This window comes from Variovorax sp. Soil_C_19 (assembly GCF_057657255.1).
On the sequence record NZ_JBDGIV010000007.1, the window covers coordinates 66,456 to 86,788 of the forward strand.

Genomic DNA, 20,333 nt, shown 5'->3' on the forward strand with positions numbered 1-20,333 from the left:
GGAATTGCTTCCCAAAATGTATTGGAGTTATCGAACAGCGGTCCATAGCATCCGCCTCATGCAACGACACGGAGACGCTGTGATGACGCTCAGACTGATCGAAGAACTTCCCAACGCCTCAAGCAGCGCGACCGACCCGTCGGAAGCCGCGACGATCGAATCGATCATTGAACTTGCCCAGCGCCTGATCTCCACACCCAGCGAAAACCCGGGCGGCGACACCAAGGCCGTCGCGGCGCTGGCTCGCGATGCGCTGGCCCATCCTGCCATCGAGGTGGCGCTCTACGAGCCGAAGCCTGGCTGCGTCAACGTCGTCGCGCGCGTTCGAGGCGCCCTGCCGGGACCGCGCCTCATCATGAATGGCCACTTGGACACCTACCCTGTCGGTGCGCGCGAAGCCTGGACGGTTCCGCCCCTGACCGGTTATCGGGATGGCGATCGCCTCTATGGCCGGGGCGCGGGCGACATGTGCGCTGGCGACGCCGTTTTGATCACCGTCTTGCGCGGTCTGGCTGAGCGGCAGGCGCAACTGCGGGGCGAGGCCGTGCTGACCCTGGTCGCCGACGAAGAAACGGGTGGTGCTTTTGGTACGGCCTGGCTGATCGACAACGTCGAGCATTGCCGCGGCGACTACGTGGTCAACGCGGATGCCGGACATCCGCGCGTCGTGCGCTACGGCGAGAAGGGCGTGATGTGGCTGCGTGTGAAGACCCGCGGCAAGGCGGCGCACGGTGCGCACACGCACCTGGGCGACAACGCGCTCGACAGCCTGATGGCCGCGGTGCAGGCCATCCAGTGCCTGCGTGCCCACGAAGTCGTGATCGATCCCCGCATGCGTAGCGCCATGCTGGAGGCCCGGTCCGTTTCCGAGCAAGTCGGGGGCCGGGGCGAGTTTGAAAACCTGAGCGGCATCACCGTCAATGCCGGCGCCTTCCACGCTGGCGTCGTGCCGAATCTGGTGCCCGGCGACGCCGAAGCTTTCCTTGACCTTCGCTTCCCGGCGCCTCTCACGATCTCGGCCATGGAGGACCTGATCCGCGACATCCTGGAAGCGCATCCGAAAGTGCAGTGGGACATCCTGCCCGGCAGCGCGACCGAGCCCGCGTTCACAGACCCGAACCATCCGCTGGTCCGGGCATTCCTGCGTCATGCGCGCACGCTGGCTTTTCCGGACGCCGTCGCGAACATGCGCATCGGTCTTACCGATGCGCGCCTCTTCCGGCTGGCGGGCATGCCCGCGGTGACATATGGCCCGTACGCACACGGAATGGGAGGGCCTGACGAGTATGTGACGGTGCAGGATGTGCTGAAGGTGTATCGCGTACACCGCGCCGCTGCGGAAGAGCTTTTGGGCCTCACGGCGTGACCTCCCCATGAATGGCGCGCTTCCACGACGCTGAGCCTCACTGCACCTGTGGAATGTTGCCGGTCTCGATTCGCAATTTCAATGCAAATGACCTTGATAAACGGAGACAACCATGCCCGCAACTGTCAGTGATGAACTTACGCCCGAGAAGAAAGCATACTTCCGGAAGGTGATCGCATCCGCGCTGGTCGGGAACATGCTCGAGTTCTATGACCTCTTCATCTACGGATTCCTGGCGGTCTATATCGCCGCGGTGTTCTTCCCCGCGGCCGATCCGGCCACCTCTCTGCTCGTCGCGCTTGCGACCTTCGGCGTCAGCTATTTCGTCAGGCCGCTCGGCGCCCTGCTGATCGGCAGCTACGCGGACCGGAAAGGCCGCAAGGCAGGCATGATGCTGACCATCTGGGCCATGGGCTTGGGAACGGCGATGATCGCATTCGCGCCGAGCTACGCCACCGCGGGCATCGCAGGTACGCTGATCCTGGTGGCCGGCAAGCTGCTGCAAGGCTTCTCCGCCGGCGGCGAATTCGGTACCTCGGTGTCCTTCGTGACGGAGCACGCGCCCCGCAACCGTCGTGGATACTTCGCGAGCTTCCAGGTGGTCGGTATCGGGTTGGCGACCGGCATGGCCAGCGTCGTCAGCCTGGGCCTGACGTCGCACCTCGACAAGACGGCGATCCTCGACTGGGGCTGGCGCATGCCATTCATTCTGGGTCTGCTCATCGTCCCTTTCGGCTATTGGCTTCGCAGAAACCTCGATGAGACGCCAACCTTCCTGAATACCAGCCAGGTGAGCAGCCCGGTGAAAACCACGCTGACCTCGGCAAAAGCCCGCATCGCCGCGGCCATCGGCATCTATTCGCTGGCAGCCTCTACCAACTACCTCCTCGGCGTGTTCATGCCGCTCTACGCTCAGCGTGAATTGGGTCTGTCCCCCGCCGATTCGATGTGGGGTGCAATCGGTTATTCGGTCGCCCAGATCTTCTTGCCGCCTGTGATGGGGGCGCTGTCCGATCGCGTCGGCCGCTTGCGGATGATCACCATCGGAACGCTGCTGACCGGAGTCCTCAGCTTGCCCGCGTTCCACTTCATGATCGACAACCCCACGGTGATGAACTACACGCTCTGCGTTACGGCCTTGACGGCTTGCGTCATGGTCTTTCAAGGCGCCATGCCTTCCTTCCTTTCGGAACTGTTCCCGAGCAACGTGCGCACGACGGGCCTGGCCCTCATTCACAACATCAACTTCACGGTCATCGGCGGCCTTTCGTTGCTGATCTGCACCTGGCTGGCGCAGCAGACGGGCAGCAAGATGATTCCCGCATACTACGTGATGGTCACAGTAGGCATGGCTCTGCTGTGCATCAGCTACTTCCGCGTGCGGGCTTCGTCGATAGCCGGAGCACGCGAAGCGCTGCAAGGCGAAGCGCGGCCTTGACACCATGGCTTACACGCCGATCGCGGCGTTCCAGAATGCGTTGGCGGCCTTCCCCAGAAGCTCGCTGTCGCAATAGAGCCTGATCTCCAGCGGCACTTCCCATTCGCTGCTCGCCGCGGCAACGAGCCGGCCCTGGTCGATATCGTCCTCGACCAGGGTCTTCGGCAACCAGGCGATCCCCCGGCCGTCGAGCACCATCGTTCTGAGGACCGAGGCCAGGTGCGCCGTGACGACGGTCTGCGCAGGAACCGACTCCAGCCTGCGGCCGATGACCGCGCGCAGGATCCGCCCCAGCCCTGATTCCTCGGTGTACTGGAGCACGGGCACTGCGGGGCCGCCCTGGCCCGCGAGACGATGGCGCGCGCGGCCTGCCTCGTCCGGCGCCGACACCGGAATCAGCAGATCTTCACCGACCCGGGTCGACCGGTACGGCTCCGCATCCAGCGCCCCCTGCGCCTTGCCGTGCGCATGGCTCAACACGAACTGAACCTTGCTTTGCAGCATCAGCGCTTCGCAACGCAAGAGCACGTCGGACATCAGTTGCACCGGCCCGAGCGCGGTGCTCGATTCGAGGCTTCGCAACCACCGCGGCAGGAAAGTGAAGGAGAGCGCATGCGTCGACGCGATGCGCAGGGTGACCGAGCTGGCCTCGGCGATCTTCTTCGCGTCACCGGGCACCCGCGCGACCCGGGCGATCATTTCCTGTGCCACGCCGGTGAACCATTCGCCGACCTCGGTCAGCCTGGCCGGTTGCGAACGCCGGTCGAAGAGCTCGGCGCCGATCCACTCTTCGAGGGCACGAATGCGCCGGCTGAACGCAGGTTGCGAGCTGTGGCGGTCTTCCGCGGCGCGCGAGAAATTGCCCGTGGCGGCGAGCGCCACGAAGTCTTCGAGCCAGATCAGGTTCATGTGCGGTTCGTCCGGTGCATGGAAGCAGCGAAAAAGAGCATTGGCGCTGCAAGCCCGGGCGGCGGAGCATACAGGCTCTCAACCAAAGACCCCCTGGAGCCCAAGCATGAAGATCGTCGAGATCCGCGAGAAAACCGTTCCCATCAGCTCACCCATCCGCAACGCCTACATCGACTTTAGCAAGATGACGCTGAGCCTGGTTGCGGTGATCACCGACGTCATCCGAGACGGCAAGCCCGTGGTCGGCTACGGCTTCAATTCGAACGGACGCTACGGCCAGGGCAAGCTGATGCGCGAGCGGTTCATTCCGCGCATCCTCGAAGCGGACCCGGCTTCGCTCGTCGACGGCACCGGCGACAACCTCGATCCGCACAAGATCTGGAACACCATGTTCACCAACGAGAAGCCCGGCGGCCATGGTGAACGCTCGGTCGCGATCGGCACGATCGACATGGCGGTGTGGGACGCCGTGGCCAAGATCGAAGGCAAGCCCCTCTTCCAGTTGCTGGCCGACCGCTACGGCGACGGCAAGCCGAACCGCAAGATCTTCGTTTACGCCGCCGGCGGCTACTACTACCCGGGGCAGGACCACCGAAAGCTCCAGGACGAGATGCGCAGCTACATCGACCGCGGCTACACGGTGGTCAAGAAGAAGATCGGCGGCGCCTCGCTCGACGAAGACCTGCGCCGCATCGACTCGATCATGGAAGTGCTGCAGGACGGCCAGAAGCTCTGCGTCGACGCGAACGGCCGCTTCGACCTTGAGACCGCCATCGCCTATGCCAAGGCGCTGTCGCAGTATGACCTGTTCTGGTACGAGGAGCCGGGCGACCCGCTGGACTTCGAACTCCAGGCGGCGCTGCGCAACTTCTACAAGAACCCGATGGCCACGGGCGAAGACCTCTTCTCGATGCAGGATGCGCGCAACCTGATCCGCTACGGCGGCATGCGCCCCGACCGCGACTGGCTGCAGTTCGACTGCGCACTGAGCTACGGGCTGGTGGAGTACCTGCGCACGCTCGACATGCTCAAGGAGCACGGTTGGTCGGCCAGCCGCTGCATCCCCCACGGCGGGCACCAGATGTCGCTGAACATCGCCGCCGGGCTCGGCCTGGGCGGCAACGAGTCGTACCCCGACCTGTTCCAGCCCTTCGGCGGATTCCCGGACGGCGTGAAGGTCGAGAACAGTTTCGTGACGCTGCCCGACCTGCCCGGCATCGGCTTCGAAGGCAAGGCCGACCTGTACCGCGAGATGCAGGCGCTGTCGGCCTGACCCCCCATCCAAGAAAAACCCAAGGAGACAAGACCATGACCCATTTCTGGCGCTGCGGCGCCGCCCTCGCCGCACTCGGCTTTGCTTCGCTGGCCTGCGCGGAATTTCCCGACAAGCCGGTCACGCTGATCGTGCCTTTCGCCGCCGGTGGCCCGAGCGACAAGATCGCACGCGACCTGGCCGAGGCGCTGCGCAAGCCGCTCGGCCAGACCGTGGTGGTCGACAACGCGCCCGGCGCGGGCGGCACGATCGGCTCGGCCAAGGCTGCCCGTGCCACGCCGGACGGCTACACGCTGCTGGTGCACCACATCGGCATGGCCACCGCGCCGGCCTTGTACCGCAAGCTCAGCTACAAGGTGCCGGAAGATTTCGAAACCCTGGGCCTCATCAACGAAGCGCCCTCGGTACTGATCGGCAGGCCGAGCCTGGCCGCCGGCAGCTTTGCCGAGTTGCGCCAATGGATCGCGTCGAGTGGCGGCAAGGTCAACCTCGCCAACGCGGGGGTCGGTTCCGCATCGCACCTGTGCGGCCTGATGCTCCAGAGCGCGTTGAAGACGAGCATGACGCCCGTGCCCTACAAGGGCACCGCACCGGCGATGACCGACCTCATCGGCGGCCAGGTCGATGTGATGTGCGAACAGGCGACCAACGCCGTGCCGCAAATCGAAGGCAAGAAGGTCAAGGTCTACGGCGTCACCAGCCTGGCGCGGCTGCCGCTCGCGGCGCTGAAGGACACGCCGACCTTGTCCGAAGCCGGTCTGAAGGACTTCGACGTTCAGGTGTGGCACGGCTTGTACGCGCCGCGCGGCACGCCGCCCGCGGTGCTCGCCAAGCTCAACGCCGCGCTGCGTGCCGCCTTGAAGGACCCCGAGCTGATCAAGCGCGAGGAGGCGCTCGGGCTCAGCATCGTCAACGACGAACGGCTCGACCCTGCGGGGCACAGGAAATACCTCGAGGCCGAGAAGGTGCGGTGGTCGAAGGTGATCAAGGAGGCGGGGGAGTACGCCGACTGATGCGGCATTCGGCATCTCGAGAAAGGTGGCAAGTCAGGCGGACTTGCCCTTGGCCTTCTTGCTCAGGAAGGCATTCATGTGATGCTGCGGCTCGCCCGTGGTAAAGGCCTCGCCGAACTCCGCCACACTGTTTTCGATGGCAGCGTCGAGCGTCATGGCCTCCCAGCGGCGAAGCAGGCGCTTTTGCTGGCGCAGCACTGAGCGCCCGATCTGCGAGAACGCACGCACGACTGCCTCGATCCGCGCATCGAGCTGGTCCTGCGGCACGCACTCGCTGATGAGGCCCCAGTCGCGCGCCTGGATGGCACCAATGTTCTCGCCGGTCAGCAGCATCCAGGATGCCCGGGTCGTGCCGATCTGCGAAGGCATCATGGCCGCATGAATGACCGATGGGATGCCGACCTTGACCTCCGGCATCCCGACCACGGCGTTGTCAGCTGCGATCCTCAGGTCGCCCGCCATCGCCACCTCCAGGCCACCCCCCAGGGTATGCCCCTCCAGGCGCACGATGACTGGCACCGGAAAGTGGCGGATGACATTGCAAAGGTCGCGCAGACCGCTGATGAACGTTCGGCCACTATTGGCATCGAGGCCTGCCATCTCCTTGATGTCCGCGCCTGCAATAAATGCCCGCGAGCCACTGCCGCGCAGAACCACGCAGTTGATGTCTTCATTGCTTGCCAGGCGCTCCAGCGTCTGGATGAGGCCCTGAATCACTGGCGTGCTCAGCACGTTGAGGACGCCGCCGGCGGTGATGGTGACCACCGCGGTGGCGGGCATCGGGAACGAGACCTCCGCAGGGGCAGCCGTTGAGTTCATTTGTTCAGTCGCTGCCATCACATCTTCTCGAAGGCGATGTCCTGGACGAGCTTGGCCCATGCCTTGTTCGAGCGCTCCACCGTCTCCTTGAACTGCTGCGGCGTCGTGTAGTCAATGATGGCGCCTTGATCTTGAATCGTCTTTTTCATTCCCGGGTTCTCCAGCGCTTTCCTGGCTGCCGAGCTCAGCTTGGCAAGGACGGCCGGATTCAGGCCCTTGGGCGCGCCGATTCCATACCAGGACATGTTGTTCATAGCCTTCAGGCCAACCTCGGCGAAGGTTGGAACGTTGGGCAACTGGGGCAGACGCTCCGGGCTCGAGACAGCCAGCGCGCGCAACTTGCCCCCGGCGATCAGCCCGCCAGAGGAGGGCATGTTGTCGAAGACCACGTCGATCTGGCCGGACATCAGATCGTTCAAGGCCGGGCCCAGGCCTTTGTACGGCACGTGGGTGATCTGGGTCTTGGTCGTGCTTCCAAAAAGCGCGCCACTCAGGTGGCTGTAGCCGCCGTTGCCCGACGATCCGTAGTTCAGCTTGGTCGGCGCTTTCGTCGCCGCGTCGATGACATCCTGGACGCTCTTGTAGTTCGATGACGGGTTCACCACCATCACACCGGGAACGTTGGCGATGTTGGTGATGGGTGTGAAGTCCCTGACGGGGTCGTAAGCCCGGGTGGCATACACGTTCGGGTTCACGGCGTGGGAGCTTTCCACCATCATGACCAGCGTGTAGCCGTCTGCGGGCTGGGTGGCCGCGAAGCTCGATCCGGTGCTGCCGCCGGCCCCGGGCTTGTTTTCAACCACGACCGACTGACCGAGCGCTTCGCCAAGGTAGCGCGCCATGACGCGGCCGATCACATCGGTCGCACCACCCACCGCATAGGGAACGATCAGGCGAACTGGACGATCTGGATACGATGAGGCGTCTGCCGCCTGCGCCATGGGGAGGGCGCTCATGCACAGCGCCAGGGACAATATGGTTGTCGAGAGTTTCACTGCTGTCTCCATTCTTGAAGTTGACCGTCATCGCGCGCCAAGCCACATCGAGCCGCAGGCGCGCGGGTGATTGCTTGGGCCTAGGCGAGTTCTGGCCTGGCGTTCTCCACGGCTGATCGGCCCAGCGCAGGCGGTGGATGAACCGTGTTCTGTTCGTCGGGCAAGACCATGGGGTTGCGCACGAGCTTGAGCGTCCCGAACGTCGGATGCTCGACGGTCTGCAGCATCTGACGGTGAACGACCTGCGGATGCTGGAAAACCTGCTCCATGGTGTGGATGTTTCCCCAGGAGATGCCGCGCGAATCCAGTGCCTCCCCCAAAGGGCTTGCGCACCAGCGCTTCATGGCGTCCCGAAGGAGTGGACGAAGCTCACGCATGTTGGTCAGGCGCCCTGCGTTGCTGGCAAACCGGGGATCCAGATGCCATTGAGTCTCCATGAGCGCACAGAAGGACGCGAACTGCTTGTCGTTGCCGATGGCCAGGATGATGTAGCCGTCCGCGCATTCGAAGACCTCGTAGGGCGCCAGGTTCGGGTGAGCGTTGCCGCTGCGCGTCGGGCTTTGTCCGGAGACCAGGTAATTGGCACCCTGATTCGCGTTCATGGCCACCGATACGTCGAGGAGCGCAATGTCCAGGTGCTGCCCCGTGCCGGTCCGTCCGCGCTCGATCAGTGCCGCCAGCACGGCGCTTGTCGCATACATTCCCGTCATGAGGTCAACGACTGCGACTCCCGCGCGAAGCGGTCCTGCGCCTTGCTCGCCGTCGGGTATGCCGGTGTAGCCCATGAGTCCGCCCATGCCCTGGAAGATGTAGTCGTAACCTGGCTTGTGAGCAAACGGGCCGGCTTGTCCGAAGCCAGTCACGGACAGGTAGATCAGCCGCGGATTCACCTTGACCATGCTTTCGAAGTCCAGGCCGTAGCGCGCGAGGTCCCCTACCTTGTAGTTCTCGACCAGGACATCGGCCTCACGGATCTGCTGAATCAGCCATTCACGCTCGGTAGAGCGGGCGAAGTCGAGGGTGACTGAGCGCTTGCCGCGATTGCACGACAGGAAATAGGCGGAGACTTGCTCTCCGGTTTCGCCGACCACGAAGGGCGGGCCCCAGCTGCGAGTGTCGTCGCCCACCTGCGGGCGCTCGATCTTCAAGACGTCGGCACCGAGGTCCGCGAGGTTCTGGGTGCACCACGGACCCGCCAGGATTCTCGACAGGTCGACGACACGGACGCCGCTAAGCGCATTTGCAAGCATTCAATCTCCGATAGCTGGGCCCGATTTTTGGCGCAGCGTATCGGAGGGTCAATTGAACAGTATCAAAGTGAGCGTTCGTGAAAGTTGGACGCGGCCAAGGCGATCCCCGTCACTGCTCGCCGTCGCTCGCCTGTCGCGTCGCTGCCACCCGGGGATCGTCCAGCAGAAAGTCCACGCACGCCTTGATGAAGTCCGGGAAGCGCGCATCGGCTCGGACGGCCAGATTGAGTTCTCGGCGTGCCCAAGGCTCGTCAAGGGCAAGCCGTGCGACCCGGCGAGGCTCCTGACGATTCTCAAGAACGCTGCTAGGAACCAGCGCAACCCCGACGCCCGCAGCTACCAGCGAGAGCACTGCTTCGAACCCCTGTGCATGCAACCGCGCCGTGACTGTTCTGCCTTGCCTGGCGGCCGCGTCGCGAAGAAACAGGTAGTTGCTGCTGTCACGATGCATGCAAACAAACTCAAAGTCCAAGGCATCACACAGGCGCACGGACGAACGCGTCGATATCTCATGCTCCGGCGGCGCAACGATGACCAGCTGATCGATGGCGTAGGGGTGAATGGCCAAGCCCTGGACATCGGTCTTGCCGGCAAAGATCCCGATGTCCGCCTCTCGGGCGAGCACCGCGGCCGGAATGATTTCGCTCTGACGCTCCTCGACATCTGCATCAATGCCAGGGTGAGCGACCAGGAAGCGCCCCAGGGTTTGAGTGACGAAGCTGTTCAGTGAGCTGCTGTTGGCGATGATGCGGACGTGGCCCTTGATGCCAGAGATGAACAGGCGCACGTCGCCTTGCATTCTTTCGACGTCTTCGAAGATGTCTCGAACATGCGCAAGGACCGCCTCGCCGGCTCGGGTCAATTCCATGCCGCGCGAGTTGCGTTCGAACAGGGGTGTACCAAGGGCCTGCTCCAGGTTCTTGAGCCGGTAGCTGGCTGCCGAGCTGGTGATGAACAAGGCTGCAGCTGCCGCGGTCAGGCTTTTCGCCTGGGCGATCTCCAGGAAGAGCCGAAGATCCGTGAGTTCGTATCGCATGGAATGGTCTTGCTCGAGGAGTTTCCGGATTACTGACTTGCCGGCGTGCCGGATGTGCGCGCGCCGAACTGACGCGCAGCCGCAGTGTAGATTTGGCGCGGGCAGAATCAGCCGACCGGGCCGAAGACCGCTTCTCGAGGAGCAGCACTTCTTCTTTCTCGCAACGGCGGCGCACTCACACTGCAGCCGCCATTCACACTTTGATTCCATGGCCAATCGCTCTTATCTGTACAGCCTCAGCAACCGGCCCACGTCGTATGTGGACCGGCCCGAAACGATCTCGGGCGTGTCCGAGTGGAACTACGACGTGCCGTTCATGTACCGGCTGCTGATGTCGGGCGACCCACAGCTGTGCGCGTCGCTGATCGCCGATGGGCTCGACGACGACGAGGCGGACGAAAAGGTGAAGCTGTATGCGATCAGCAGCCGCTTCGAGCCCGGCTTTGCGCGGGTGAAGCGCTTCATCGAGATCGTGCGGTTTCTGGCAGCGCAGGGGCCGATGCCATTGCCCGCAGCCCCGCCCGCGGCGCCAAGGGCCCTGTCGCTGATCGACCGGATCAAGGGCCGGCTCTCGTCGGCCGCCGCATCGAAGGCGCCCCCTGCCATTGCCGCGCCCGCAGCCACCACACCCGCAACGGGTTCAACGCAGCTGCCAGCATGGCTGGACGAGACCCTGGTTTTTCTTGAAGCCCATCGCGATGAGCACCTGCTGCTGGAGACGGTCGAGCTCGACACCATGTCCGAATCGGAAGAAGCCCCGCTGCGGGCCTGCGTCGAGCAGGAGCTGGCGCGCTGCCAGCAGGCCGGCGCCGCGCTCGATGCGCTGCCGCAAGACATCGCGGCGGCGGCGCAGCTGCTGCGCGAGGCCGGTGCGGCCAAGCAGGCGGCGCCGCTCGATGCCTTCTTCGGGCTACGCTTCGACGACGACTGCGACAGCACGCGCAACCGCGCGACGGAATATCCGCTGGGGCTGCAGTGGTCGGAGGTTCTGTACTTCGGCCTGCTCAACCGGGCCGAGTTCGAAGCAGCGCAGCGCGGCGACGACGCGGCTGCTTAGCGTTTCACTCATCTGCCCTCAACCGAATTGGCGCGATGCGCTCGGCTTGAGATGCTGATGGAATTCTTGTCGACGTCTTTCGCATTTGCGAACGCATACCCGTTGGCTTCGTGGACTGGACCGAATGCGAGACCTCGCATCTTGGCTTGCGCGGCAAATGCCGCGACGTCGCGCACGTGGAAGCTCAGCTTCACGCCCACTTGGCCAAGCTTCACAGACTTGGCTGCCTGATGGACCAGCAAGCCGGCGCCGGCGCCTGGATGCTTCAGCTCGATCAGGCCCTCGATGACCTCACCGGTGGTCTGGAAGCCGAAATGCAGGGCATAGAAAGCAGCCGTCTTCTGCATGTCTCTGGCGTAGATGATGACTGTTCCCAGTGGCGAATCCATGTGTGCTTCTCGTTTCGGTAAAGGATGCCAAGCGTCGGCTTCTGTTCGACATGCATGCTACGGCGCCGCTCGCGGCAGCGGGCGCGCATCGACCGCCTCGCCATCGACGATGAAGTGCCCGCCCGCCACATGGTGCAGCGTGCGCAGATCGTCGTGGCCCTCGAAGTGCCAGCGCCCTTCGGAGAACACGCGCGCGTCGGCCTGCGCCGCGATCACCTCGCCCAGGAACAGGTCGTAGCGCTGCTGGATCGGCGGCTCGGGCAACAGCCGGCATTCGAGCCAGGCCGCGCAGCCTTCGAGCAGCGGCGCACCGGTGGCCTCGCCAGTGAAGGTCGAAAGGCCGTAGGCCGCGAACTTGTCGCTGCCGTCGCGCTCGGCGATCTCGCGGCCCGAGCTGTTGCCCAGCGCCTCGGTCAGGTCGAGCTGTGCGCGCGTCGGCACCTGCAGCGCGAAGCTGCCCGCGCCTTCGAGCAGCACGCGCGTCCAGGTGCTCTTGTCGAGCACGACCGCGACCTTGGGTGGGTCGAAGTCCAGCGGCATCGCCCAGGCCGCGGCCATGATGTTGCGCCGCCCGTCGTGCGCGGCGCTCACGAGCACGGTGGGTCCGTGGTTCAGCAGGCGGTAGGCCTTGTTCAACGGAACCGGCCGGCGGTGAGAAGCATTCATGCGCGAAGGACCTGTGCGGGCGAGCCCGCCTGCCGCCTGAACTCGCTCGGGCTGCCGCCCGTGTGCGCGCGGAACACGCGGCTGAAGTGCGAAAGGTTGCCGAAGCCCGCGCCGAGCGCGATGTCGGTGATGGAGCGCGCGGCGTTCGCGGGATCGATCAGGTCGCGGATGCTGGCCGCCAGCCGCTGGTGCTGGATGTAGCCAGTGAGCGTGTCGTCGTCGCCCGCGAAGGCCTGGTGCAGCAGGCGCTTGCTGCAACGCAGCGCCAGCGCCATGCCGTCGATCGACAGCGCGGGGTCGCGCAGGTTCTGCGCCACGTGGCGCTGGATGCGGTCCTTCAACGCCTCGCGCTGGGTCTGCGCGGTGCCCTGGCCCGCGAGTTCCATGAGCGACAGGCGCACCAGCTGGATCAGCAGCTCGCCCGCACCGCGCGCGGCGGCCTCGCTCATGTAGGGCAGCTCCAGGTAGGTGTTGCGCATGGTCTCCAGCGCCACGCGCGAGATGCCGCTGTCGCCGCCGATGCGCCGCGCGACGAGCTCGCGCAACGGCAGTGCGGGCGAGGCGATCTGGTCCTTCGGCAGCATCACGATGAGATGGTCGCTGCGCTCGGGGTTGGCCACGGTGTAGTCGAGCGTGGTGTCGTACAGCGTCCAGCCGCCCGCACGCACCGCCGCCGCACGCCCGCGCTGCGTAACCTCGGCCGAGCCCTGCCAGGGCGCGACGATCTTCAGGTAGGGCGCGTCGCTCAGGCGCGCCATCTGCGGGGTTCGCAAGACGCGATGCCGGTTGGCCTCGAGCCGCGTGAGGATCACGTCGCCCGCGTGCGAGGACGCGAGGTGGCCGTCGAAATCGCTGTCGCCGTACAGGTCGGAGCCCAGCCCGCCGAAGTGGCGCCACACCCACTCGCACCACAGCGGCCCGCGTTCCTTCGGCGGGATCGGGTCGGTGGACAGGAGCAGGGACGCGGTCATGGGCGAAAGCAGTGAAGACGAACGAAAGATTGCAGCACGGAGCCGGGTGCCGCGCATTGTGGAGTGCCCGGAAGGCCCTCGCCCTTGCGGGTTAACCACTAGGCGCCTGCACGCTGCGTCAAGTGCTTTGTGCGCGGCGGGCACAGCGGCCGAAGGCGTGCCTTCCTACGATCCCGGTCAGCGGGCGCATACCGACGCCCGGAAGGAGACCTCCATGCTTCACCCCACCCGCCGCCACTGGATCAAGGGCACGGCCACCGCGCTGGGCGCGGCCGCCGTCGCCCCGCAGCTGTTCGCCCAAAGCGCGCCGGTTCGCATCGGCTATGCCATCGCCCGCACCGGCCCCTGGGCCGCGGGCGCCCAGGTGAGCCAGGAGCCCAACTACCTGCTGTGGACCGAGCAGGTCAACGCCGCGGGCGGCCTGTCGGTGAAGGGCGCCAGGCGGCCGATCGAGCTGATCGGCTACGACGACCGCAGCGAGACCGAGACCTGCGTGCGCACCTTCGAAAAGCTCATGGGCAGCGACAAGGTCGACCTCGTGCTGCCGCCCTGGGGATCGGGCGCCAACTTCGCGGTCGCGCCGCTGGCCAACCGCTTCGGCTATCCGCTGCTGGCGCCCACGGCGCTGTCGCGCAAGCTCATCGACATGCGCCTGCCCTTCTTCTTCTCGCTGCTGCAGCAGCCCGACAAGATGATGGGCGCGCTGGTCGACATGCTGGTGGCGCAGAACGTGAAGACCATCACCATCGTCTACATGGACGACCTGTTCGGGCTGGAGAACTTCGCGGCACTGAACAACGCCCTGAAAAAGACGCAGATCCAGGTGCTCGACCGCAAGAGCTACCCGCTGGGCGTGAAAGACCTCGCGCCCGTGCTGCGCAGCATGAAGGACCTGAACCCCGATGCCTTCATCGGCATCACCTACCCGCCCGACACCATCCTTGCGAGCCGGCAGGCGCGCGAGGTGGGCTTCAATCCGAAGTACTTCTACGCCTCGGTGGGCACCGCCTTCCAGCTCTACAAGAACGTGATGGCCGCCAACACCGAGGGCGTGATCGGCATGGGCTCGTGGAACGGCAAGACCAGCCCCGAGGCCCGCGCCTACTTCGATGCGCACACCAAGAAGTTCGGCAAGGAGCCCGACCGCTGGGCCAGCGGCCACGCGTGGGCCGGCCTGCAGATCCTGCAGCAGGCGGTGGAGAAAGTGGGCCTCGACCGCAAGGCGCTGCGCGAGCAAATCGCCAGGAACGAGTTCAAGACCATCCTCGGGCCGATCCGATTCGAGGGCAGCGAGAACGCGTCGATCCCCGGCACCGTGTCGCAGTGGCAGGGCAGCGACTTCGAAGTGGTGTGGCCGAAAGACCGCGCCACCGCGCAACTGATGCCCAAGCCGGCCTGGAAATAGCAGCGTGTCGTTCTCTGGATGGGCCGAACTGCTGGCCGGCGGATTGATCACGGGCGGCATCTATGCGCTGGTGGCCATCGGGCTGAACCTGCAATACGGGCTGATGCGCATCATGAACATCTCCCACGGCGAGTTCCTGATGCTCGGCGCCTTTCTCACGTGGTGGGCGCACACGGCGCTGGGCATCTCGCCGCTCCTGTTCATGCCGGTGGCCTTCGCGCTGCTGATGGCACTCGGCATGGCGGTGCACTGGCTGTGTTTCCGGCAGGTGGCGGCGCGTGCGCCGAACGTCGACGTGTTCGAGGCGCGCAGCCTGATGGTCGGCTTCGGCCTGATGTTCTTCGTGCAGAACACCGCCCTGCTCGTGTGGGGCGGCGACCTGCGCGGCTACGACTACCTGGCCGAACCGGTGCAGCTGGGCGAGATGCGCTTCACCGCCAACAAGCTGGTGCTGTTCGGCGTGGCGCTGGCGCTGAGCCTCGTGCTCATCGCGCTGCTCAAGCTCACGCTGCTGGGCAAGGCGGTGCGCGCGCTGATGCAGTCGCCCACTGGCGCGCAGCTCGTGGGCATCAACACCAAGCGGCTTCACCCGCTGATGTTCGGCATCGGCCTGGGCCTGTCGGGCGTGGCCGGCGCGCTGCTGTCGATGACCTATGAAATCTCGCCCTCGATGGGCGAGCCCTACACGGTGACGGCGCTGATCGTCATCACCCTCGGCGGCTTCGGCAGCATCGCGGGCAGCCTCGTCGGCGGCCTGCTGCTGGGCGTGGTCGAGGCGCTGGGCATGTACTACACGAGCCCCTCGCTCAAGATGCTGCTGTCGTATGCCGTGTTCATCGGCGTGCTGATCTGGCGGCCCAACGGACTGTTCTCCCGCAAATGATTTCACTCTTTCAAAACAAGCCGTGGTGGGTGCTGTGCGTCGGCCTCGCGCTGGCGGCCGCCATACCGTGGATCGCGAGCGAATTCATCGCGTCGGTCGCGCTCGGCTGCCTGATGTACATCGCGCTGGCCACGAGCTGGTCGTTGTTCTGCGGCGCCACGCGGTATCTCTCGCTCGCGACCTCGGCCTTCTTCGGCCTGGGTGCGTATGCGAGCGCCACGCTGCTCGAGGTGCTGCCCTGGCCGCTGGTCATTCTGAGTGGCGCGGCCATTGCGAGCGCGGTGGCTGTGCTGATGGGCGCGGCGGTGCTGCACCTGCGCGGCACCTACTTCGCGGTGCTGACCTTCGGCATGACCGAGCTGATCCGCCATGCGGTCACCTTCGTGGAGAAGCAGGTCTCGGGCACCGTGGGGCGCGTGCTCACTGTGGTGCCGTCGAACGAGACGGTGTACCTCACGGTGCTGGCGATTGCGGGCGCGGCCATCGCCACCGCGCTGCTCGTGAAGCGCAGCCGCTTCGGCCTTGCGCTGGCCGGCATCGGCGCCGACGAGCAGCGCGCGCAGACGCTGGGCGTCGACACGCGCCGCGTGAAGATCGCCGGCTTCGCGCTCACCGCCGCCTTCGCCGGTGCGGTCGGCGCGGCCATGGCCGTGCGCTGGACCTACATCGAGCCCGCGGCCGTGTTCAGCCCCTTCATCGGCTTCCAGACCGTTCTGATCGCGATGATCGGCGGCGCCGCCAGCATCGGCGGTCCGGTGGCCGCGGCCATCGTGTTCAGCCTGTTGTCGGAAACGCTGCGGCTGCAGCTGCCCTACGGCTACATGATGGTGCTGGGGCTGCTGCTGATCCTGTGCGTGATGTACCTTCCCAACGGCCTCGCGTCGCTGTGGCAACGCAAGCGCGCGGCCCTGCGGAGGCATGCGCCATGACGGCAACAACCCCGCTTCTCGAAGCCCGTGAACTCACGGTGCGCTTCGGCGGACTCACGGCCGTCGATGCCGTGAGCGCAACCTTCCATGCCGGCGAGCTGGTCGGCATCATCGGCCCGAACGGTGCAGGCAAGACGACCTTCTTCAATGCCATCTCGGGCGTGGTCATGCCGACCTCGGGGCGGCTGCTGGTGGAAGGCGATGTCGACCTGACCCGGCGCGGGCCGCACCTGTACGCCGCGCACGGCATCGCACGCACCTTCCAGACGCCGCGCGTGATGGCCGACATGACGCTCGAAGACAACGTGCGCTTCGGCATGCAGTTCGCCGGGCGCCGCCGCGCGCCCATCGCGGGCCTGGGCAGCACCGGCGAGATCCTCGACATGCTGGGACTGGCCGGCCTCGCGACGCAGGCCGCGGCCGACGTGACGCCCTCGCAGCAGCGGCTGCTCGAGATCGGCATGGCGCTCGGCACGCGGCCGCGCGTGCTGCTGCTCGATGAAGTGGCGGCCGGCCTCACCGAGGTAGAGGTCGATGCGATGGCCAGGCGTGTCCGGCGCCTGCGCGACGACCACGGCCTCACGGTCGTGTGGATCGAGCATGCGGTGACCACGCTGCTCAAGTACGTCGAGCGCGTGCTGGTGCTGCACCAGGGCCGCAAGATCGCCGACGGCACGCCGGCCGAGGTGGTGCGGGATGCCGGTGTGGTCGAGGCCTACCTGGGCGACGAGATGGAGGCCACGGCATGAGCGGCACCTCCATGACCGTGCGCGGCCTTGCGGCCGGCTACCACGGCTTCCAGGTCATCCAGGGCCTGGACCTCGACGTGACGCCCGGCGTCACCGTCGTGCTCGGGCCCAACGGCGCGGGCAAGACCACGCTGCTCAAGGCGCTCGCGGGGTTGCTTGCGCGCACGGGCGACGCAGTGCTCGACGGTGCGGCGCTGCCATCCGCCGACGCCACCGCCTGCGTGCGGCGCGGCCTGGCGCTGGTGGCCGAAGGCCGGCAGCTGTTCCCGCAGATGACCGTCACCGAGAACCTCGAGCTCGGCGGTTGGCTGGTCCCCGCGCGGCTGCGCGCCGAGCGCCTGGCGCGCGCCTTCGACGACTTCCCGCGTTTGAAAGAACGCGCCACGCAGCTCGCCGGCACCATGAGCGGCGGCGAGCAGCAGATGGTCGCCGTGGCGCGCGCCCTGATGAGCGGGCCACGCCTGCTGATGCTCGACGAGCCCTCGCTCGGCCTCGCACCGCGTATGGTCGACGAACTGCTGGCGATCGTGCGCCGCATCGCGAACCAGGGCGTGACCGTGCTGATGGTCGAGCAGAACGTGCGCAAGGCGCTGCAGGCCGCCGACCGCGGCTATGTGCTCGAGCGCGGACGCGTGGTCGCCGCGGGCGAAGCGCAGGCGCTGCTGCATTCCGACGCCGTTCGCCAGGCCTACCTGGGAGTGGCCTGAACACCCCTCTTCCTCTCTTCATTTGAAAAGGACACCCATGACCGACATCTCCATGCTCATCGACGGCGAACGCCGCGCGGCCACCGGCGGCGCGACCTTCGAGCGCCGCAACCCGCTGGGCGGCGGCATCGCCACGCGCGCCCCCGCGGCCACGCCGGCCGATGCCGTGGCTGCCGTCGAGGCCGCGCAACGCGCCTTCGCCACCTGGTCGCAGACGGGGCCCAACGAACGCCGCGCGCTGCTGCTGAAGGCCGCCCACGCGCTCGAGGCGCGTGCCGACGCCTTCGTGCAGGCCATGGCGCGCGAGACCGGCGCCTCGGCGCTGTGGGCGGGCTTCAACGTGCACCTCGCGGCCGGCATCCTCACCGAGGCCGCCTCGCTCACCACGCAGATCGCGGGCGAGGTCATTCCGTCCGACGTGCCCGGCAGCCTCGCCATGGGCGTGCGGCAGGCCGCGGGCGTGGTTCTGGGCATCGCACCATGGAATGCGCCCGTGATCCTGGCCACGCGCGCCATCGCCACGCCGCTGGCCTGCGGCAACACCGTCGTGCTCAAGGGTTCCGAGCTGTGCCCCGAGACGCATGCGCTCATCATCGAAGCGCTCGCCGAGGCCGGCCTGCCCAAGGGGACGGTCAACTTCGTGACCAACGCACCGGCCGATGCCGGCGCCGTGGTCGAGGCCATGGTCGCGCACCCGGCGGTGCGGCGCGTCAACTTCACGGGCTCCACGCGCGTCGGCCGCCTCATCGCGCAGACCTGCGCGACGTACCTGAAACCCGCCGTGCTCGAACTCGGCGGCAAGGCGCCCTTCGTGGTGCTCGACGACGCCGACATCGACGCGGCCGTGAACGGCGCGATCTTCGGCGCGTTCGCCAACTCGGGTCAGATCTGCATGTCGACCGAACGCATCGTCGTCGACAACGCCGTTGCCGACGCGTTCGTTTCCAGGTTCGCGGCCCGCGCGCAGGCCCTGCCGCTGGGCGACCCGCGCGAAGGCCCCGTGGTGCTCGGCTCGGTGGTCGACATGAGCACCGTGACGCGCTGCAACGCACTGATCGACGACGCGCTCGCCAAGGGCGCGGTGCTCGTGTGCGGCGGCAAGGCGCAGAACACCTTGATGCCCGCCACCGTGCTCGACCACGTCACGCCCGCCATGGCGATCTACCGCGAAGAATCGTTCGGGCCGGTGAAGGCGGTGGTGCGCGTGAACGGCGTCGAAGAGGCCGTGGCAGTGGCCAACGACAACGAGTTCGGCCTGTCGTCCGCAGTGTTCGGCCGCGACGTGGCGCGCGCTTGGAACGTGGCGCAGCGCATCGAGGCGGGTATCTGCCATGTCAACGGACCGACGGTGCACGACGAGGCACAGATGCCATTCGGGGGCGTCAAGGCGTCAGGCTACGGGCGCTTCGGCGGGCGGGCGGGCGTGGAGGCTTTCACGGAACTGCGCTGGATCACGGTGCAGATGGCGCCTCGGCACTATCCGTTCTGACCACCGGAAGCCTTGGCGGCGCGCCGCTGGCGACGTAGCGCGCGCCCGACCACTGGCCGCTCTCGCAGAGGTCGCGCACCAGCTCGCAGATCAGCCGGCAGATCGCGAGCTTGGCGTTGGTCGCCGGGATGTGGCGCGAGACGCACAGGCCGAGCACGCGCACCATGTCTGGCGAGTCGATGCGGTGGGCCACGAGGCGCCCGTCCGCCACCTCGCGCTGTGCGAGGCCGAGCGGCATGATGGTGGGACCGATGCCGGCCTCGACGGCGCTCTTGAGGACGTAGACCGAATTGATCTCGGCCGCGATGCTCTGCGGCGGAAGGCCGGCACGCTTCAAGGCGTTGTCGACGGTCCAGCGCGTGCAATGGCCATGCTGCGGGCTCGGCAGGACGAGCGGTCGCGCGACTGCCGCGTGCAGCGACACGTCGCCCGCCGCGGGCGCTTGCGGGTCCTGCGGCGAATGCATGAGAACGAAGGCTTCCTCGACCAGCGGCGTAAAGACGATGTCGCGCGGCGGCATGGTGTCGGTGAAGATGGCCACGTCGACGCGGCCGCCGAGCAACTGGTCCGCCATGTTGCCGGTGAGCTCCTCGTTCAGGTGGAACAGGATGTTCGGATAGCGGCGCGACACCGCGCGCATCAACGGGAGCGCGAGCGTGGCGGCCACGCTCTGCGGCAATGCCGCCACCACCGAGCCGACCACCGTGTCGGCGGAGCGCAGCACTGCCGCCCGGGCATCGCTGATCTGCTTGGTGATGCCTTGGGCGTACTCGTAGAACACCTTGCCTGCTTCGGTCGTTGCAACGCCGCTTCGGCTGCGTGACAACAGCTGCACGCCGAGTTCCGACTCCAGTTCGGCGACCTGCTTGCTCAGTGCCGACTGCGCCACGTGCAGGTGCTCGGCGGCGCGCGACAGGCTCTTGTTCTCGACGATTGCAAGGAAGTATTTGAGCTGGCGAAGTTCCATTCCCGGATTTTGAACCGATCGC

At 66.3% G+C, this 20,333-nt stretch carries 20 protein-coding genes; 11 read left to right on the top strand and 9 right to left on the bottom strand.

The genetic code is table 11. The annotated features are described in order from the left end of the window. Positions 1 to 82 precede the first annotated feature (82 nt). Together AC3A6R_RS15895 and AC3A6R_RS15900 are read left to right on the top strand one after the other, a co-directional pair. Positions 83 to 1,366, top strand: coding sequence for a M20/M25/M40 family metallo-hydrolase (locus tag AC3A6R_RS15895; protein ID WP_487864854.1), 1,284 nt, complete (start codon positions 83 to 85; stop codon positions 1,364 to 1,366). A gap of 112 nt (positions 1,367 to 1,478) precedes the next feature. Continuing rightward, a complete protein-coding gene (locus AC3A6R_RS15900; protein ID WP_487860318.1) occupies positions 1,479 to 2,804 on the top strand; it encodes an MFS transporter in 1,326 nt (441 codons plus the stop codon). A 9-nt stretch (positions 2,805 to 2,813) separates the two neighbouring features. Here the strand turns inward: AC3A6R_RS15900 and AC3A6R_RS15905 are convergent, their stop codons facing one another. Further along, positions 2,814 to 3,713 carry a LysR family transcriptional regulator gene (locus AC3A6R_RS15905; RefSeq protein ID WP_487864855.1) on the bottom strand — a complete coding sequence of 300 codons (900 nt, stop codon included), beginning with the start codon at positions 3,711 to 3,713 and terminating at the stop codon, positions 2,814 to 2,816. A gap of 106 nt (positions 3,714 to 3,819) precedes the next feature. On the opposite strand from AC3A6R_RS15905, the gene AC3A6R_RS15910 reads away from it, so the two are divergent. Together AC3A6R_RS15910 and AC3A6R_RS15915 are read left to right on the top strand one after the other, a co-directional pair. After that, positions 3,820 to 4,986, top strand: a complete 1,167-nt coding sequence (locus tag AC3A6R_RS15910; protein ID WP_487864856.1) for a mandelate racemase/muconate lactonizing enzyme family protein — start codon at positions 3,820 to 3,822, stop codon at positions 4,984 to 4,986. 35 nt (positions 4,987 to 5,021) lie between these two features. Further along, a complete protein-coding gene (locus tag AC3A6R_RS15915) occupies positions 5,022 to 5,999 on the top strand; it encodes a tripartite tricarboxylate transporter substrate-binding protein (protein WP_487864857.1) in 978 nt (325 codons plus the stop codon). Positions 6,000 to 6,032: 33 nt separating this feature from the next. Here AC3A6R_RS15915 and AC3A6R_RS15920 read toward each other — a convergent pair whose 3' ends face one another. The 4 genes from AC3A6R_RS15920 to AC3A6R_RS15935 form a co-directional block, all read right to left on the bottom strand. Continuing rightward, positions 6,033 to 6,818 carry an enoyl-CoA hydratase gene (locus AC3A6R_RS15920; RefSeq protein WP_487864963.1) on the bottom strand — a complete coding sequence of 262 codons (786 nt, stop codon included), beginning with the start codon at positions 6,816 to 6,818 and terminating at the stop codon, positions 6,033 to 6,035. A 17-nt stretch (positions 6,819 to 6,835) separates the two neighbouring features. Beyond that, on the bottom strand, positions 6,836 to 7,774 hold the full coding sequence (locus AC3A6R_RS15925) for a Bug family tripartite tricarboxylate transporter substrate binding protein (protein WP_487864964.1): 939 nt from the start codon (positions 7,772 to 7,774) through the stop codon (positions 6,836 to 6,838). A 119-nt stretch (positions 7,775 to 7,893) separates the two neighbouring features. Then, positions 7,894 to 9,063, bottom strand: coding sequence for a CaiB/BaiF CoA transferase family protein (locus AC3A6R_RS15930; RefSeq protein WP_487864858.1), 1,170 nt, complete (start codon positions 9,061 to 9,063; stop codon positions 7,894 to 7,896). A gap of 109 nt (positions 9,064 to 9,172) precedes the next feature. Then, on the bottom strand, positions 9,173 to 10,099 hold the full coding sequence (locus AC3A6R_RS15935; protein WP_487864859.1) for a LysR family transcriptional regulator: 927 nt from the start codon (positions 10,097 to 10,099) through the stop codon (positions 9,173 to 9,175). Positions 10,100 to 10,307: 208 nt separating this feature from the next. On the opposite strand from AC3A6R_RS15935, the gene AC3A6R_RS15940 reads away from it, so the two are divergent. Continuing rightward, positions 10,308 to 11,156, top strand: coding sequence for a DUF7822 domain-containing protein (locus AC3A6R_RS15940; protein WP_487864860.1), 849 nt, complete (start codon positions 10,308 to 10,310; stop codon positions 11,154 to 11,156). An 8-nt stretch (positions 11,157 to 11,164) separates the two neighbouring features. Here AC3A6R_RS15940 and AC3A6R_RS15945 read toward each other — a convergent pair whose 3' ends face one another. Genes AC3A6R_RS15945 through AC3A6R_RS15955 form a run of 3 tightly spaced genes read right to left on the bottom strand, consistent with a single transcriptional unit; the run spans position 11,165 to position 13,182 of the window. Continuing rightward, complete coding sequence (locus AC3A6R_RS15945; protein ID WP_487860310.1) at positions 11,165 to 11,545, bottom strand: VOC family protein; 381 nt, start codon at positions 11,543 to 11,545, stop codon at positions 11,165 to 11,167. 57 nt (positions 11,546 to 11,602) lie between these two features. Continuing rightward, entirely contained in the window at positions 11,603 to 12,211 is a 609-nt protein-coding gene (locus AC3A6R_RS15950) for a flavin reductase family protein (protein ID WP_487864861.1), read from the bottom strand. Further along, a complete protein-coding gene (locus AC3A6R_RS15955; protein ID WP_487864862.1) occupies positions 12,208 to 13,182 on the bottom strand; it encodes an AraC-like ligand-binding domain-containing protein in 975 nt (324 codons plus the stop codon). The genes AC3A6R_RS15950 and AC3A6R_RS15955 overlap by 4 nt, the downstream gene beginning before the upstream one ends. A 214-nt stretch (positions 13,183 to 13,396) precedes the next feature. Between AC3A6R_RS15955 and AC3A6R_RS15960 the strand changes: the two genes are divergently transcribed. Genes AC3A6R_RS15960 through AC3A6R_RS15985 form a run of 6 tightly spaced genes read left to right on the top strand, consistent with a single transcriptional unit; the run spans position 13,397 to position 19,344 of the window. Next, positions 13,397 to 14,587, top strand: coding sequence for an amino acid ABC transporter substrate-binding protein (locus tag AC3A6R_RS15960; RefSeq protein WP_487864863.1), 1,191 nt, complete (start codon positions 13,397 to 13,399; stop codon positions 14,585 to 14,587). A gap of 4 nt (positions 14,588 to 14,591) precedes the next feature. Further along, positions 14,592 to 15,470, top strand: coding sequence for a branched-chain amino acid ABC transporter permease (locus AC3A6R_RS15965; RefSeq protein WP_487860306.1), 879 nt, complete (start codon positions 14,592 to 14,594; stop codon positions 15,468 to 15,470). Then, positions 15,467 to 16,399: a branched-chain amino acid ABC transporter permease gene (locus tag AC3A6R_RS15970; RefSeq protein WP_487864864.1), complete on the top strand. Its 933-nt coding sequence runs from the start codon at positions 15,467 to 15,469 to the stop codon at positions 16,397 to 16,399. The genes AC3A6R_RS15965 and AC3A6R_RS15970 overlap by 4 nt, the downstream gene beginning before the upstream one ends. After that, the gene (locus AC3A6R_RS15975; RefSeq protein WP_487864865.1) at positions 16,396 to 17,148 is read left to right on the top strand and encodes an ABC transporter ATP-binding protein; all 753 of its coding nucleotides are present in this window, start codon (positions 16,396 to 16,398) and stop codon (positions 17,146 to 17,148) included. Before AC3A6R_RS15970 ends, AC3A6R_RS15975 begins: the two co-directional genes overlap by 4 nt. Continuing rightward, positions 17,145 to 17,855 carry an ABC transporter ATP-binding protein gene (locus AC3A6R_RS15980; protein ID WP_487864866.1) on the top strand — a complete coding sequence of 237 codons (711 nt, stop codon included), beginning with the start codon at positions 17,145 to 17,147 and terminating at the stop codon, positions 17,853 to 17,855. The genes AC3A6R_RS15975 and AC3A6R_RS15980 overlap by 4 nt, the downstream gene beginning before the upstream one ends. 37 nt (positions 17,856 to 17,892) lie before the next feature. After that, positions 17,893 to 19,344, top strand: a complete 1,452-nt coding sequence (locus AC3A6R_RS15985; protein ID WP_487864867.1) for an aldehyde dehydrogenase — start codon at positions 17,893 to 17,895, stop codon at positions 19,342 to 19,344. On the opposite strand, the gene AC3A6R_RS15990 is transcribed toward AC3A6R_RS15985, so the two are convergent. Next, the gene (locus AC3A6R_RS15990; protein WP_487860301.1) at positions 19,307 to 20,311 is read right to left on the bottom strand and encodes a LysR substrate-binding domain-containing protein; all 1,005 of its coding nucleotides are present in this window, start codon (positions 20,309 to 20,311) and stop codon (positions 19,307 to 19,309) included. The two genes, AC3A6R_RS15985 and AC3A6R_RS15990, sit on opposite strands and share 38 nt — an antisense overlap. Positions 20,312 to 20,333 lie beyond the last annotated feature (22 nt).